This window comes from Marinobacter vinifirmus (genome assembly GCF_002258215.1).
Taxonomy (GTDB): Bacteria; Pseudomonadota; Gammaproteobacteria; order Pseudomonadales; family Oleiphilaceae; genus Marinobacter; species Marinobacter vinifirmus.
Genome location: NZ_NEFY01000034.1, coordinates 1 through 15,307, shown reverse-complemented (window position 1 = coordinate 15,307; position 15,307 = coordinate 1). Strand labels below are relative to the sequence as shown.

General features: G+C 53.3%; 16 protein-coding genes and 2 pseudogenes. 14 read left to right on the top strand and 4 right to left on the bottom strand.

Annotated elements, in window-relative coordinates; genetic code table 11:
• Nucleotides 1-101 precede the first annotated feature (101 nt).
• Nucleotides 102-1,355, top strand: a complete 1,254-nt coding sequence (locus B9Q17_RS17235) for an IS256 family transposase (protein ID WP_011783528.1) — start codon at nt 102-104, stop codon at nt 1,353-1,355.
• 47 nt (nt 1,356-1,402) lie between these two features.
• Here the strand turns inward: B9Q17_RS17235 and B9Q17_RS17230 are convergent, their stop codons facing one another.
• Nucleotides 1,403-2,809 (bottom strand): hypothetical protein, encoded by a 1,407-nt coding sequence (locus B9Q17_RS17230; protein ID WP_094626110.1) that lies wholly within the window; start codon nt 2,807-2,809, stop codon nt 1,403-1,405.
• 248 nt (nt 2,810-3,057) lie between these two features.
• A complete protein-coding gene (locus tag B9Q17_RS17225) occupies nt 3,058-4,047 on the bottom strand; it encodes a porin (protein WP_226595805.1) in 990 nt (329 codons plus the stop codon).
• A gap of 675 nt (nt 4,048-4,722) precedes the next feature.
• Here B9Q17_RS17225 and B9Q17_RS17220 point away from each other — a divergent pair.
• From B9Q17_RS17220 to B9Q17_RS17190, 7 genes are all read left to right on the top strand, one after another.
• Complete coding sequence (locus B9Q17_RS17220; protein ID WP_023011861.1) at nt 4,723-5,619, top strand: cation efflux transmembrane domain-containing protein; 897 nt, start codon at nt 4,723-4,725, stop codon at nt 5,617-5,619.
• A 4-nt stretch (nt 5,620-5,623) separates the two neighbouring features.
• A complete protein-coding gene (gene lspA / locus B9Q17_RS17215; RefSeq protein WP_023011862.1) occupies nt 5,624-6,139 on the top strand; it encodes a signal peptidase II in 516 nt (171 codons plus the stop codon).
• Between the two features lie 97 nt (nt 6,140-6,236).
• A complete protein-coding gene (locus tag B9Q17_RS17210; protein ID WP_008169406.1) occupies nt 6,237-7,145 on the top strand; it encodes a cation diffusion facilitator family transporter in 909 nt (302 codons plus the stop codon).
• A gap of 33 nt (nt 7,146-7,178) precedes the next feature.
• Nucleotides 7,179-8,180: a bile acid:sodium symporter family protein gene (locus B9Q17_RS17205; protein ID WP_206769037.1), complete on the top strand. Its 1,002-nt coding sequence runs from the start codon at nt 7,179-7,181 to the stop codon at nt 8,178-8,180.
• 44 nt (nt 8,181-8,224) lie between these two features.
• Nucleotides 8,225-8,863 carry a DsbA family protein gene (locus tag B9Q17_RS17200; RefSeq protein ID WP_058091791.1) on the top strand — a complete coding sequence of 213 codons (639 nt, stop codon included), beginning with the start codon at nt 8,225-8,227 and terminating at the stop codon, nt 8,861-8,863.
• Between the two features lie 22 nt (nt 8,864-8,885).
• Nucleotides 8,886-9,728 carry a cytochrome c oxidase assembly protein gene (locus tag B9Q17_RS17195; protein ID WP_023010648.1) on the top strand — a complete coding sequence of 281 codons (843 nt, stop codon included), beginning with the start codon at nt 8,886-8,888 and terminating at the stop codon, nt 9,726-9,728.
• Nucleotides 9,725-10,348, top strand: coding sequence for an SCO family protein (locus B9Q17_RS17190; RefSeq protein ID WP_094626109.1), 624 nt, complete (start codon nt 9,725-9,727; stop codon nt 10,346-10,348). Before B9Q17_RS17195 ends, B9Q17_RS17190 begins: the two co-directional genes overlap by 4 nt.
• A gap of 61 nt (nt 10,349-10,409) precedes the next feature.
• Here B9Q17_RS17190 and B9Q17_RS17185 read toward each other — a convergent pair whose 3' ends face one another.
• Nucleotides 10,410-10,817, bottom strand: coding sequence for a MerR family transcriptional regulator (locus B9Q17_RS17185; protein ID WP_094626108.1), 408 nt, complete (start codon nt 10,815-10,817; stop codon nt 10,410-10,412).
• Nucleotides 10,818-10,886: 69 nt separating this feature from the next.
• Between B9Q17_RS17185 and B9Q17_RS17180 the strand changes: the two genes are divergently transcribed.
• The 4 genes and pseudogenes from B9Q17_RS17180 to B9Q17_RS17165 all read left to right on the top strand — a co-directional run.
• A complete protein-coding gene (locus B9Q17_RS17180; protein WP_008173639.1) occupies nt 10,887-11,612 on the top strand; it encodes a cation diffusion facilitator family transporter in 726 nt (241 codons plus the stop codon).
• Nucleotides 11,609-12,043 carry a disulfide bond formation protein B gene (locus tag B9Q17_RS17175; RefSeq protein ID WP_008173641.1) on the top strand — a complete coding sequence of 145 codons (435 nt, stop codon included), beginning with the start codon at nt 11,609-11,611 and terminating at the stop codon, nt 12,041-12,043. The genes B9Q17_RS17180 and B9Q17_RS17175 overlap by 4 nt, the downstream gene beginning before the upstream one ends.
• Nucleotides 12,040-12,717: a DsbA family protein gene (locus B9Q17_RS17170; RefSeq protein WP_008173644.1), complete on the top strand. Its 678-nt coding sequence runs from the start codon at nt 12,040-12,042 to the stop codon at nt 12,715-12,717. Before B9Q17_RS17175 ends, B9Q17_RS17170 begins: the two co-directional genes overlap by 4 nt.
• 81 nt (nt 12,718-12,798) lie before the next feature.
• Nucleotides 12,799-13,353, top strand: a pseudogene (locus tag B9Q17_RS17165) (cytochrome c biogenesis CcdA family protein); the annotation flags it as partial.
• An 87-nt stretch (nt 13,354-13,440) separates the two neighbouring features.
• On the opposite strand, the gene cadR reads toward B9Q17_RS17165, so the two are convergent.
• Complete coding sequence (gene cadR, locus B9Q17_RS17160; RefSeq protein WP_004364961.1) at nt 13,441-13,848, bottom strand: Cd(II)/Pb(II)-responsive transcriptional regulator; 408 nt, start codon at nt 13,846-13,848, stop codon at nt 13,441-13,443.
• Between the two features lie 95 nt (nt 13,849-13,943).
• Between cadR and B9Q17_RS17155 the strand changes: the two genes are divergently transcribed.
• Together B9Q17_RS17155 and B9Q17_RS17150 are read left to right on the top strand one after the other, a co-directional pair.
• On the top strand, nt 13,944-14,840 hold the full coding sequence (locus tag B9Q17_RS17155; RefSeq protein ID WP_004574643.1) for a cation efflux transmembrane domain-containing protein: 897 nt from the start codon (nt 13,944-13,946) through the stop codon (nt 14,838-14,840).
• A 28-nt stretch (nt 14,841-14,868) separates the two neighbouring features.
• A pseudogene (locus tag B9Q17_RS17150) lies at nt 14,869-15,249 on the top strand (transposase); the annotation flags it as partial.
• Nucleotides 15,250-15,307: the final 58 nt, after the last annotated feature.

The following is a 15,307-nucleotide window of genomic DNA, read 5'->3' as shown; positions in this document are numbered from 1 at the left end:
GAGTTATGGTGATTTCTGGTGTATGGAAGCAGGCTGAAAGGATGGCGTATCCTGTTGGTTGATCACCACCAAGATCACAACCAACAGAGGATGGATACGCCATGTCCAAGTCTAACCTGCATGCTCTTTCACAACCAGAGGCGACCACGAACGATCCCTTGCACGATCTGATCCGACAGGGTGCCCGTGACCTGATTGCGCGGGCTGTCGAGTCTGAGCTTCAGGGGCTACTGGATCAGTATGCCGATGTATTGACACCCGATGGTCGCAAGGCGGTAGTCCGAAACGGTCATTTACCAAAGCGAACCATTCAGACAGGCGTTGGAGATGTTGACGTTCAGGTGCCCAAGGTCCGGGACCGCAGCGGCTCCGGCATTCGCTTCAACAGTCAGCTCCTGCCACCGTATTTGAAGCGGGCCCAGAGTCTGGATGAACTCATCCCCTGGCTCTACCTGCGCGGTGTCTCCTCTGGCAATTTTCAGGAGGCCCTGAGTGCCTTGGTCGGCGAGCAGGCCAAGGGCCTGTCCGCCAACACGGTGTCACGGCTCAAGGCACGGTGGCTGAAGGAGCACGAGGATTGGCGTCGCCGTGACCTGGGCCAGAAGCGCTACGTCTACTGGTGGGCAGACGGTGTCTACAGCAATGTTCGTCTGGATGATCGACTTTGCCTGCTGGTGATTATCGGGGTCACAGAGCATGGCCACAAGGAGCTGGTCGCGGTGGAAGATGGCCACCGCGAGTCCGAAGCCAGCTGGCGAGAGCTGCTCACCGGCTTGCGTGAACGTGGCCTGGACAATGCGCCCAAGCTGGCCGTAGGCGACGGGGCTTTGGGCTTCTGGAAAGCGCTGAGCAAGGTGTTTCCGGATACCCGGCACCAGAGGTGCTGGGTTCACAAGACTGCCAACGTGCTGGACAAGCTGCCCAAGTCCGTACAGCCGAAGGTGAAGTCAGACCTGCATGAGATCTATCTGGCGGAGACCCGTGATGGCGCTCACAAAGCCTTTGACAGCACGTTAAGGCGATTCCGGGACAAGTACCCGAAGGCCATGGAAAACCTCGAAAAAGACCGGGATGAACTGCTGGCCTTTTACGATTTCCCGGCAGCGCACTGGATTCACTTGAGGACCACGAATCCCATTGAGTCCACCTTCGCCACAGTCAGGCTGAGGACCAAGCGAAGCCGGTCCTGTGGCAACCGCGACACTACGTTATCGATGGTATTTAAATTGCTCCAATCCGCCCAGAAACGCTGGAAGCGGATCAAGGGGTTTAACCAACTGAAGCTGGTCGTGAATAACGTTCAGTTTCGGGATGGAGAACGGGTGGATGATCAATCCGGCAGAGACGCCGCCTGATGCTCATACACCAGATTTGACAATAACTCCCCACCACCCCGTTCTTGTTAGAACTTGTACCTTACCCGACCGGCAACATGAACAATGTCCTGATCGCTTTTGCCGTCCTGTAAGGCAGTTTCCTCCAGCGCATCCATGGCATCGCCTGATGCCAGGTATGCAGCTTCTGCCGACAGCTCAAGCGAAGGGTATGGGAAGTACGAGACCTTGGAGCCAAATTCCAGTCCGAGATCTTTTGAGGACGATCCATCGGCAAGTGCAATGTCCTCAGCCAAGCGGTTGTAGACAATCATTCCGCTGACCGTAATATTGGCCGCTACTTTATGATCGAGCTGTAGCTTGTTCATGAAATACCCTTTGTCGAGGATATAGGGCGTTTCGGCGAAGTAGTCATCGCTCGTCATGTTTTCCTGAAAAATCATACTGTCGCTGAAGTCGACATCCGTGGCGATGAAGGCGTCGAAGTCCCCGTCTTGCTCATTGCCATCGCCCGATGCGTAGAGCACGGTGTACGTCAGTTGGTTTGGTCCAAATTGCAGCCCGAGCTCGCCGCGTCCCAGAACGGTCGAAAGGTCATAGTTCGTATTGGGATTCGTAGCACCATTCAATGGGACGAAATTTACACCTTCTATTGTTCCGCTTTGGCCAATCACCATACCCTTCACGAACATGCGGCCTAGCGACGTCTCTTGACCATAATCCATCTCCACCCCAAAGCTGGAAACGGAATATTTGGAGTTATCAGCGATACTCTTCAGTTCATACTCCCTGCTATTTACCGTACCTACTCCCTCAGCAATTTGATCATTCATCTGATAGAGATAGAATAGGCCCGCGCTCAGGTTCGGTGAGTAACGCTTGTTCAGGTTGATCGCGAAGTTGTCCGCGCCATCCCAGCCTTCGTCCTGTTCTGAGTCGACGCCGCTCTCATTGGAAGAGTCACCTCGCCCCCATAACAACTGATAGTCAAATCCAGAGCCCAGTGAGCCTTTCCAAACAGCGGCTGTGGCGGTTTCAGTCCAGACATGTCGGTTCACTGACACTGGCTGCAAGCCCAGCGAGACGCGCTGGTCTAGCGTGTTGGGCACCAAGAAATCCACATAAGCCCACCGTGTTTCGATGTTCACACCATCACCGGAATAGTCGCCACCCGACCCCTCACCGTAGCGGATGCCACCAATCTCCGTCGCGAATACACCGGTAACTTTCTTGTCGTCGGAAGTTGCCTTCGCCCAGAAGCGATATTTGACCTCGCCGAAGCTCTCGGTCGGCTCGTCATCTTTCAGCGTACCGCCACCTGAGTTACCACCAGCAAACCAGTCTCTTTGATTGGTGTAGGCCTGAAAGCGGTTATCCATATCACCGTGGAATTCAACCTCCGCTGCCGTCGCGGCCCAACTTCCCGACAGTGTTGTCATCCCTGCAATCGCAGTGGCCAGAATGTTGCGCTTCAACGTATTCCCCTCCAGTTTCTTTCTTAATTGTTTGTGATATCCGATTCGTACGGATCGTGGCGCAAATCTTAAAACCAGCTAGAACAACGAACTAAAGGTCAAAAAAAAGGCGAGAATGAAGCATTCCCGCCATTAAATAACCTTAGTTAACTCACAAGTAGACTCTCACACGAACCTTAAATGAGCTTGAAATCCGGAAAAGATTTCAGATACGTCGGTCCCCCTGTATTCAGCGATCACGCTCGACTCTACATGGAAAACTTATGCTCGAAGCCCACACCAAATGTGGAGTCCTCAGAGTCGGCCAAGTCCGCCTCCACCTGAGACACATACGCATAGACCTTACTCTTGCTCGCCAGTTTATAATCGAGCCCCAAGGCCAGCAGGGTTAGCTCCTCGTTTGTTGTCTCGGCTTCGGTCAGTCCGTACTGTGCCTTGATCTTCCAACGCTCAAGATTAACGGCACCACCAACCAGATAAGACGTATCTTCTCCAGGGCCATCGCTTTCTTCTGCCAACTGGTAAACTGCGCCGATCTCGAAGTTGCTTAATCGGACCTTCCCTACGGTTCGCAGGATATTAAGACGACTATCGCCACTTGAATCGGCTTCCAGTGAATCTTCGATATCAGAATCGTAGGCAATACTTCCGTAAAAACGATCATTCTCAAACGTAAAAGAGCTGGAAACTGCATCCGCAGGTCCGTCGTTCTCTGCCCCAGCTGACTGCTCTTCACCCGGGATGACGGCAACACTAACGCCCACAGCATCAAACAGACGTGGAGAACTGTATTGAACAATGTTGCTGGTCCGATTTTCACCAGCCATGATATTTTTTATATCCGCCTGTAAGTCGTTGAACTGGTCAACCTTGCCCTGCGCTGACTTTAAAGGTGTGTCAAATTTTCCCGCAATCAGTGCACCGAGGTTCGCCTGCTTGAAGCCACCGTAAATATTACGCTGCGAGAAAGTCTGGCCATCCTTATCTCCATCATCAATCGATATTTCAAATTCTGCCTTGTAGATCGCCTCCAAGCCTTCGAGGTCGGTATTGAGCGCCCCTTTTACCCCCAGACGGGACGCATTACTCTGGAGCTTCCAGGTATCGCTATTACCGTCGTCCTGGTTTTCATACGAAACATTGGCTTTGCCGTACAGGATAGGACCTTCCCCCGCTAGTGCATTCATTGAAGTTACTGCAACCCCACCAAACACCAACATTGATAGACACTTTTTCATGGACACCTCTTCAGATTAGATAGATTCAAAATGACACTTGAAGTCTTTCAAATGCTGAGTAGATGGTGCTTTGCACTTATTGCAGAGTTGTTACATTTTTAAATTTTTTCTTTGTATTTCTACAACCTAAAACCAAAACCTTTTATTATATCCTTTGACACTGAATTGAACTTGAATATAAGCGGCTGTCTTCGTACATCGCGTCGTGGGCACGGAAGCGCTTTCCGTCTGACGCCAGGTCATTCACTAAATTCTTCTGTTCGCTCCCTGTGGTGGCCCCCGCTAAACCGGACACCACCTTGTTAATTTGATGCCAGCTCTGCCCGGTATTCCCCGGGCGATCTAATTGTTCCGCCCGTTCACGCCCTTTTTCCAGCGACCGGCCTGCCAAGACAATGTCGCTGTCGATCCGTTGCCCAAGAGTGTTGCAATAGCCGCCCCTGCAGCTCCGTAGCTACCAAGGATTAGTACGCTCTTGTTGCCCTGCCTCATCGTTGCTCAAACTCCTTTTAATGTACTCCAGTTCAACTCTTTAGTTACTACAGGGTCATACCGCAAGTCGTCGAATCGCGGTGGGTTCACCAGTGTCGTCAAAAACTAACAACTTAACGTTGACCCTGTAGTGACTACAGGGTTTTAAATAACGGAACTTGTGTGAGAACCGGAGCCGCGAAAATGAGCAAACCCTGCGATGGACAGTGTGGCAGCGAAGATTCTGTCGTTAACAATGAGCTTCAGAGCCCCGTCACCGCCGAAACAGACAGCCAGCTCAGCACCTACAGCGTGCCGAAAATGGATTGCCCCTCAGAAGAGCGAATGATTCGAATGGCGCTCACGGGTTTTGACAACATTCAGTCACTCTCATTCGACCTATCGAATCGAAAGCTGGAAATTATCCATCAAGGCGAAGTCGGACCTATTACCAGCAAACTGGAAACCCTGGGTCTGGGCGCTTCCTTGCAGAGGACAGAAGACGCCAGCGCTGAATCCGTCAGAGCGGCTGAATCTTCTAAGGCCAACGAAAGCGAAGAGTCCGGCACTTTATGGATACTGCTGGCAATCAACGCACTGATGTTTCTGGTCGAGATGACGATGGGCCTGATCGCCCAGTCCGCTGGCCTGATTGCAGACTCGCTAGACATGCTTGCCGATGCCGCCGTCTACGGTCTCGCGCTTTACGCCGTTGGGCACGGCATCAAAATGCAGGTCAGAGCGGCGCATGTGGCTGGCATACTCCAGCTTATCCTTGCCGCTGGGGTACTGGTTGAAGTTGGCAGGCGCTTTCTGTTTGGCAGTGATCCCCAGTCGTCAATGATGATGGCCGTCGCATCTGTGGCCCTTATTGCCAACATCAGTTGCCTGCTCCTGATCGCCAAACACCGTGACGGCGGTGCTCACATGAAAGCCAGCTGGATATTTTCGGCCAATGATGTGGTTATCAATCTGGGAGTTATCCTTGCAGCCCTTCTTGTTGCCTGGACCGGCTCCAACTACCCGGATCTGGTTATTGGCGGTATTGTGGGAGGCATTGTACTCATTGGTGCCAAGCGCATCCTTGCGCTAAAAGGATAATTCGATGTCTGAAGACCGTTCTCGCTTTTTTACGCTCACTTTTCTCGGCTTTTCGGCACTTATAGCTCTGGCCGACCAACTTATTAAATGGCTCGTCCAGCAATCCATGGCTTACGGACAATCGGTTGAGATCACCCCTTTCTTTAATTGGGTGCACGTATGGAATAAAGGCGCTGCCTTCAGTCTCTTTGCCGATGGCGGTGGCTGGCAGCGATATTTTTTTATTGCGATAGCCATTGTCGTCTCGGCTGTTCTGGTCAAATTGATTCGGGACAGCCATAAGCGAACCGAAGCACTAGCCTATTCGATGGTACTTGGCGGTGCATTTGGAAATGTCATCGACCGAGTTTTTCGAGGCTATGTTGTCGATTACCTGGATTTTCATTGGCAATCCCGGCACTGGCCGGCGTTCAACCTTGCCGACGTGTTCATCGTCCTGGGCGTGGCCATGATTTTGGTCACGAGCTTCACAGCCGAGAAAGGTGCCGGGAATAACATGGAAAATCGCCAGAATGGCTAGTTTTCGCGCGGTCGCAACACTCGCTAAGCCCTCTGAGCCAGGCTTAGCGAGTGTTGCGACTACGTTTAATTGAACAGCAACGACCAAGGAGAAAACAATGGGCCACGAGCATGCTCACATGTCACCGGATACTAAGGATAAGAGAGTTGCAGTAGCTATCTGGGCGAACGGTATCCTAACCTTGGCTCAGATCGCTGGAGGGATCTTCGCTGGCAGCTTGGCGCTGATAGCCGACGCTATACACAACTTTTCGGATATGGCGTCACTATTTATCGCATTTGCGGCGCGGAAGATTGCACGCCGCCCGGCCGACTCGAAGATGACCTTTGGCTACGGGAGAATTGAGGTTGTTGCGGCACTCATAAATTACACCACTTTGATAATGATCGGGGCATATTTGATCTACGAAGGTGGCATGCGATTCATAGATCCCCCGGAAATCAAGGGGTGGTGGGTAGTTTGGCTTGGCATTATCGCATTGGTAGTGGATGGTTTGACCGCGCTGCTTACTTACTCCATGCAAAAGGACAGCGTCAACATCCGTGCGCTGTTTCTACACAACTTGTCTGATGCGTTTGCGTCAATTGCAGTCGTTGTAGGCGGCGCCCTGATTCTCCTGTACGACATGCGTTGGGTTGATCCCGCGATCACAATTGGTATCGCAAGCTATATTCTCTACCTGGGTCTAACGGAAATCGGCGGAACCATCCGGACACTCATGCTGGGTAGTCCATTGGATATCGACACAGATTCTGTCATCGAGGCTTTATCAAACGTAGAAGGCGTTTTAGACCTTCACCACGTACATTTCTGGCAGATGGGTGAGCATGATGCCTCCCTCGACGCCCATGTGGTGGTCGAAATAAGTGCCTGGAATGAACTTGAAAAAGTCAAGGGTGGGATAAAACGAACTTTGGAAAACGAGTTCGGCATCACTCATTCAACATTGGAGTTTGAACATCCTGATCACAGTCACAAAGATGCCCATACTTATGGCCATGGCTAGCAGGGCTGCTGAAAAGGGTACCGTGTGGCAGATATGCTGCGAATGGCCGACATTCCACTCGGTTACGAGCACGCCATGCGAGACGTAATTGAACGCCACCAGGTCTGGGCCTACCTCATCGCTGTTGTTTTCGGACTGTCTGTGGATTGGACATCGTCCCTCGGTGACAGTGTGCCGGATTACTTAATCTGGGGGTTGCTCGGAGTTCTGCTCTACGCCACATTTACTCAAACACCGTTGACCCACCTGTCTGATATGTTCCGGGACCGTCGGTTCATGGGTGCCTTGCTCACCGGAAATTTTCTGGTCATGCCGGCGATCACTGCCTTGCTGATATTGGCGCTGCCGGACAATGACGCGCTGAAGTTGGGAGTGCTTCTGGTATTGCTGATGCCCTGTACCGACTGGTTTGTCACCTTCACTCACCTAGGCAAGGGGGACAGCACCCGAGCCATTGCGGCAACACCGGTTCTGCTGATTGCTCAACTGGGTCTTCTTCCACTTTACCTCTGGCTTTTCATGGGTAATCAGTTCGACGTGAATCTTGAGCTTGGGCGGCACCTCCTGCCGGCCTTTGGCGGGCTGATTATTGTCCCGCTTATCCTGGCATTTCTGACTGAAAAATGGGCCGAAAACTCCAGAAAAGCCATCGGGTTCATTCGCTTCATGGGTCTGATGCCGGTCCCTCTGCTGACAGTCGTACTGTTCATCATCTCAATGACACAGGTCAGCCAGATCGACAGTACCGGCTCACTTATCTGGCCCTTGATGATTCTGTTTCCGGCCTATCTTCTAGCTGCGGCTCTGGTTGGAAAGGCTCTGCGCCGGGTCTTTCGATTACCGGTAGAAACCGGTCGCACCGTCATCTTCAGCCTAGGAACACGCAACTCCTTCGTGGTTTTACCTTTGGCACTGTCAATGCCAGAGGCCTGGGCTGTGGCCGTCGTGGTGATTGTCGTCCAGTCTTTGTTGGAACTGTTTGGAATGATGCTTTATCTGCGGTGGGTGCCTAGTCGGCTGCTACCGGACACCTGAATAATCTGAAACCCGTAAACTCATTTAAAATAGGAAGATCTCCCGTGCAAACCCGAACCCTGGTCATCAGTCTCCTTCTTTTTTGTCTGGTTGTCTTTGCTGGTGCTTTTGTTATTTACGATCGCTCCCAGGGCACTAATGAACCCGCCGTTGTTGAAAAAACGCCACTGGTGAGGGATTACTCTCCCGTTATTGGCCCTGAGGACGCGCCGGTAACCATTGTCGAGTTCTTCGACCCATCCTGCGAAGGTTGTCGCGCCATGCATCCCTATGTGAAACAGATTCAGGCTGCCTACCCGGACAACGTGCGTCTGGTACTGCGCTACGTATTGTTTCACAAAGGCTCGGAAGAGGCCGTCAGAATCCTGGAAACCGCCCGTGAACAGGGGGTCTATGAGCCGGTACTGGACGCTGTTATGGAAGCACAACCGAAATGGCACGATGATCCAAAGGTCGCCGCAGCATGGGATGCGGCGGAGTCAGCCGGACTTGATGTCGAAGCCGCTCGGGCCGGTATGAACTCACCCGAGATTGACGGCATTATTCAACAGGATGCTGCGGACGTTAAGGCGGTTGGAATTTCCGGAACCCCAACATTCTACGTTAACGGAGACACCTTGAGCCGCCTGGGGCCTCAGGAACTGTACGACCTGGTGACATCCAAGGTAGGGTCACTGAAATAACAACAAAACAACCGGCAACGCTATGTCACTGCTTGACTACCTTTTACCCTACGATTTCTCGCCGCTGACCATACTCAGCTACATGCTCGTGATGGGATTCTATGGCGTCGGGCTAATTCGGATGCCGGAACAGGACCGGCCAGGCTCACTGCGGATCTTTGCGTTCACCCTGGGGGTACTGATCTGTTATGCGGTGATGCAGACCCGCTTCGATTACTACGCACAATACATGTTCTTCGTCCATCGGGGTCAGCACCTGATTCTTCATCATATCGGTCCGATCCTGATCGCCCTGTCCAACCCTTTACCGGTCATGCGGTTCTGGTTCGCAAAAATCAGCCCGGGCTGGAGGCATACATTGAGGCCTCTGGGCTGGGTCTATAACGTTCTGCAACAGCCTTTTATCGCCCTTTTCCTGTTTGTCGGGCTTATCTATTTCTGGCTGTGGCCATCAATCCATTTTGACGCCATGCTCAGCCGGGATCTGTATTGGGTCATGAACTGGAGCATGTTGCTGGATGGCCTGCTGTTCTGGTGGTTGATCTTTGATCCAAGACCGCCGGCGATCACCTCATCGCTGGGGTATGGCAGACGCATGTTGGTTCTGGCCGCCGCAGGTGTGCTTCAGATGTTTCTTGGGGCGTGGATCGTGTTTTCACGTGACATGGTCTATGACGTTTACGAAGTCTGTGGCAGGGCCTGGCCGCTGGACCCGGAAGTCGACCAGCTACTGGGAGGCATGCTGACCTATATTCCTCCGGCCATGATGAGCATTCTTGGCATTCTTCTGATGCTCCGGCGAGCCATGCATCAGGACGGAAAATATACCAACCAATCCAAACAACTTGAGGAAACAGCGTCATGAGAACTCGCTTCTGGCGACAGCGCACCAACATCATATCGGCGACCTTAACGCTGATAGCAGCCCTATTGCTGACTGGTTGCTTTGGCAATGACGAGGAAGACTGGAACGGTAAAAACATCAGTGGCTTGATGCCTGAGCTGGAATTCGACCTGATCAATAGCCAGGGCAAGTCTGTATCTGGCGATGATTACAGTGGCCGCGTGAGAATGCTGTTTTTCGGGTTCACCTCGTGCCCCGATGTTTGCCCGACCGCCCTGCAAAAACTCAATCAGGCAACCAGTGGCCTGGACCCCGCGCTTCAGGATGAAGTACTCACTTTGTTCGTGAGTGTCGATCCGAAACGTGACACGCCTGAGCGTCTCGCAAAATACGTGGATTTCTTCGGCGACAATATTGTAGGGCTCACTGGAAAAGAACCCCAGCTTCGTGAACTGGCAAAACGATATAGGACAACCTTCGGTTATGACGAACCTGACGCTGATGGAAATTATGCGGTGTCACACAGCAGCGCGATTTATGTATTTGATCGCGAAGGTAACCCTCGCCTTTTAATGCGGCCCGATTTGAGCGGGGAAGAAATTCGGCATGACCTCGCTGCTCTTATTCAGGAGGATGCCTGACTGAATAGACTGTCCCAACTCGAATTGAGACAGTCCTGGTTGGCGGGCACATACAAAGTGGTTAAGCAGAGCCGGAGAGTGTCTCGATAATTCGGCAGTCCATAATAACTCCGCCGTCACAACACGCACTCAGTCTTTCCAACTCGTGTTCCATTGCATGTAGATCTTTCAGTCGAGAGCGCACTTGAACCAGTTGTTGTTCAACTTTGGCGTCCACACCCGCACAGGACTCCTGCTGACGATCCGCCAGTGAACGCAGTTCACGAATATCGTCAAGGCTAAATCCGAGCCCGCGGCTTCGTCGAATAAACAGCAGCCGCGAATGATCCTCTTCGGAGTAGAGACGATAGCCCGACTCCGAGCGGGTCGCTTTCGGCAACAGTCCAATTTTTTCGTAATAACGGATGGTCACGGGCTTAACGCCCGTATCATCAGCTAGCCGACCGACCGTGTTCCTTTTTTCGCTCATCGCTATTGACCTTATAGTTACTATAACCACCAGTGTATCGATGTATTGCACGTTTTAGGAGGGTTCGTCGTGGACAGCTGCTGTGAAAACAAGGCCGGTGAACTGGCACAATTGCGAGCGAGCCAAAGCCGGGTGCTTTACATTGCGCTTGCCATCAACGCAGTGATGTTTGTGGTGGAATTCAGCGCCGGCTGGATTGCAAGCTCTACCGCGTTGCTGGGCGATTCGCTGGATATGTTTGGCGACGCGTCTGTCTATGCACTGACACTGTTCGTGCTGGACCGAAGCCGTCGCGCGCGTGCCGGAGCGGCTTTGTTCAAAGGCGGCTTTATGCTGTTGTTCGGGCTTGTTGTTGTCGCCGATGCCATCCGCAAGCTGGTGATACAGGAAGTGCCCGCCGCCGAGTGGATGGGCGCTGTCGGCGCTCTTGCCCTGTTTGCAAACGGCGTTTGTTTTGTGTTGCTCTACCGTCATCGTGCGGACGATCTCAATATGCGTTCCACCTGGATGTGTTCCAGGAACGATCTGTTCGCCAATAGCAGTGTAATCATTGCGGCAGGATTGGTCGCCCTCACCAATACCCTCTGGCCGGACATCATTGTGGGCCTCGCCATTGCTGCGCTATTCCTGCACTCCGCTTGGCAGGTCATCCGTGAGGGTATGGAGGAATGGCGTGCCGGTGGGGCTGAAACCGCCGATAAATCGAGCAAAGATGAAGGCGATACCGCTGGAAACAGCTGCTGCTCTTCTTCGCAAAGCACTTGTGCCAATGAATCCAGAGAGCCATCCCGGTGACCACCAATAACCGGGTGATTCCATGGGGGCTGCTGCTGTCAGCCTGGCTACTGGCGGCGGGGTCCTCGCTTTCAGCCATCTACATCGGGGAAGTTCTCGGGCAGGCTCCGTGCGTTCTGTGCTGGTTTCAGCGCGCCTTCATGTTTCCGTTGGCGGTGATTCTCGCAGTCGCCTGCTACTACTCGGATTTTAACGTTTGGCGCTACGCTATGCCGCTGTCTGTCATTGGCTCCCTGTTCGCTCTAGCCCACTCACTGCTTTATGTGGGGCTCATTCCACAACCCATTCAGCCCTGCACGGCCACTGGCCCGTCCTGCTCGGGTGACGGAATGACGATATTTGGTGGGCTGCCGCTTCCGTTTCTATCGCTGGCCATTTTTGTTGCCATCATCATTCTGCTCTTGCTTATCCGTCGGAGAGTTCATACATGAATCGTCGTGCCATCTTTGTTGTCGTGTGTCTCGTGCTGATCGCAGCCTTTTCAGCCGCCGTCCTATTCAAGCCACAGCCCCAGCAGCCTCAAAAAACGGCCACCACCGGCGAAAAGTCTGTTGCCGCTGCCGAACCGATCGCGAACCAACAAGCATTGGTACGCTTCCATTCGCCCACATTCGGGCCTGCCGACGCACCGGTGATCATCGTTGAGTTTTTCGACCCCTCCTGCGAAGCCTGCCGGGCGTTCTACCCGATCGTGAAACAGATACTTGCTGAGTATCCAGGCCAGGTGCGGCTTGTTTTGCGGTACACAATGTTCCATCAGGGTTCCGAGGAAGTCTCCAGAATTCTGGAAGCAGCTCGCCTGCAAGATGTCTATGAACCGGTGCTGGAAGCTGTGTTGGAGGTGCAGCCGGCCTGGCACGACGACCCGAAGGTTGCCAAGGCATGGGGAGCGGCCGAGGCAGCCGGTCTGGACCTGTCCCAAGCCCGTGAGGATATGCAATCCGAACGGATAAGCGCCATCCTTGATCAGGACATGCAGGACGTCAAAACCATCGGTGTTCGGGGCACCCCGACTTTTTTCGTGAATGGCCGCCAACTCACGGAGTTTGGTCCCAAACCGCTACTTCGTCTTGTTCAGGAGTCGCTCCCAGACGCACAGAAATAGTCGACCGGTGTCGAACAAAACACGGATGGGCTTGATGCCCTCCACCGTCAACTGAACTCAGAAAATTGAGGACTCACGGAAATGCCAGATCTTGCGACATGGGGAATGCTGGCTGCTTTTTTTGGCGGCCTGGTGTCATTTTTCTCACCCTGCACTCTGCCGCTGGTTCCGGGGTATCTATCGGTCGTTACGGGCGGCACTGTCACAGACCGTTCGAGTCGACTGCAATCTCTGTGGCTCAGTATCTGTTTTGTCCTTGGGTTCAGTGTAGTGTTCATCGCTTTTGGTGCCAGCGCTAGTCTGCTCGGTCAGTGGCTGATGGCCTACCGGCAGGAAGCCAATCTGGTGGCGGGCATTCTGATTGTGCTGATGGGGCTATTTATGCTGGGCTGGTGGAGCATGCCCGCGTTACAGCGCGACTGGCGCTTTGGGCAAACCCTTGAGGGTGGACGGCCCACGGCAGCGTTCCTTCTCGGCTTGGCCTTTGCCGTCGGGTGGACACCGTGTATTGGCCCGATATTGGGCGCTATCCTGGCTCTCAGTTCCACCCATGCGAATGCTGAAACCGGCATGCTGTACCTGGCCGTTTATTCGCTGGGGTTGGCAATTCCATTTTTGGCAACGGCTTTATTTATTGGGTAAGCGGATTAAATGGTTGATCTTACCTTTGCATGAGAGTGAGACAGACCGGCATCTCATCGGATTATCTGGTTGATGCTTCACCTACTGCTGGTGCATGTTTCCTTCGCTAATTCCAGCAAGAACCCCACACGCCTCAACTTCCCGGTCATCGTTGCAACTCGCTCTCAGTGAAACGAGTTGTTTCTCAAGCGCTTGCAGAGCGGTTATCTGCGACCGCACATGAGAGATGTGATCATCGAGCAAGGCGTTGACGGCGGTACAAGGCTGATGAGGGTCGTCCTGATAGCTCTGTAGTTCGTGAATCTCAGCCAGTGACAGGCCCAGGATTCTGCAGCGACGGATGAAGGCCAGCCCCTCACCATGCTTCTCGGTATAGACACGGTAACCGTTGTCCTGCCGATCAGGCGGCGGCAACAAGCCCTGCTGTTCATAGAAGCGGATCGTCTGTGTTTCGACCCCTACCAACTGCGCCAACTGACCAATGCGCATCAGCCTCCTCCCCAACGGATTCTTTACTCTATTGACCTTATAGTAGCTTTATAGTTTTAAATGGTACCACAACATTGTTCAAGTGGAGTCGTATCATGAGCAAATCCTGTGGTGGCGCCTGTGGCGGTGATGCAACGTCCGCAGCGGATACCGATATACAGGCCTCCTCCGAGGCGCCAGGGAGATGGGTCAGTGTTTATGCCGTGCCGAAGATGGACTGTCCATCAGAAGAACGAATGATTCGCCTAGCCCTGAACGGCTTTGAGGAGATTCGGGCGCTGTCCTTCGACTTGTCGAACCGCCGGCTGAAGGTCGTGCATGACGGCGAGGTCGAGCCCGTCACCTCGAAACTGAAGACCTTGGGGCTAGGCGCCTCGCTTCAGGAAACCGTCGCTGCAAATCCGGAGACCATCAAGGCCGCCGAGTTTTCGGCAGCTTCTGCTAAGCAAGAATCCGGGACCCTGCGCTGGTTGCTCGGCATCAATGCACTTCTGTTCGTGGTGGAAATGACTGCCGGTCTGATCGCCCAGTCCACCGGCCTGATTGGAGAATCCCTGGACAATTTTGCCGATGCGGCGGTGTACGGGCTTGCCCTTTATGCGGTTGGACATAGCGTGAAAATGCAGGTACGTGCCGCGCATCTTGCTGGTGTACTGCAACTGATCTTGGCTGTGGGCGTGCTCGTAGAGGTGGTGAGACGCTTTGTATTCGGTAGTGAGCCTGAATCGCTGGTGATGATGGCTATCGCATTCGTCGCATTGATTGCCAATACCAGTTGTCTGCTGCTCATATCCAAACATCGGGAAGGCGGGGCGCACATGAAGGCAAGCTGGATATTCTCGGCCAACGACGTGGTGATCAACCTGGGGGTCATCACCGCCGGCGCCCTGGTCGCGTGGACCGGTTCCAATTATCCGGATCTGATTATCGGCACCATCGCGGGGGGCATTGTACTTAACGGTGCCAGACGCATTTTGGCGTTGAAGGGTTAAATAATGCTCATTATTGGCAAAAAGCTCTTGGGACGCCACCACACGGCTCCAGGCAGAAGCCGCCCTGGACGAGTGGATAGCCACCATCCCGAAGGGCCAAAAGGAAGTCTGGAGCGATCTGGTCAGGGCAGTGGGAAACTGGCGCGAAGAGACCATGACCTACTTCGAGACGGACATGCCCGTCACCAACGCTTACACGGAGTCCATCAACCGACTGGCCAAGGACAAGAACCGTGAAGGGCGCGGTTACTCCTTCGAGGTGATGCGGGCACGAATGCTCTACACCACGAAGCACAAGAAAAAGGCACCGACTGCGAAGGTCTCTCCTTTCTACAAGAAAACCATCGGTTACGGACTGCCGGACTTCGCAGAGGAACTCAACTACGGAGTCGATCTATCAACCATCTGAGGGTGGTATCAGATTGATGGGGTGAAGGTGCCCCATCAACCATTAAATCCGTATACCC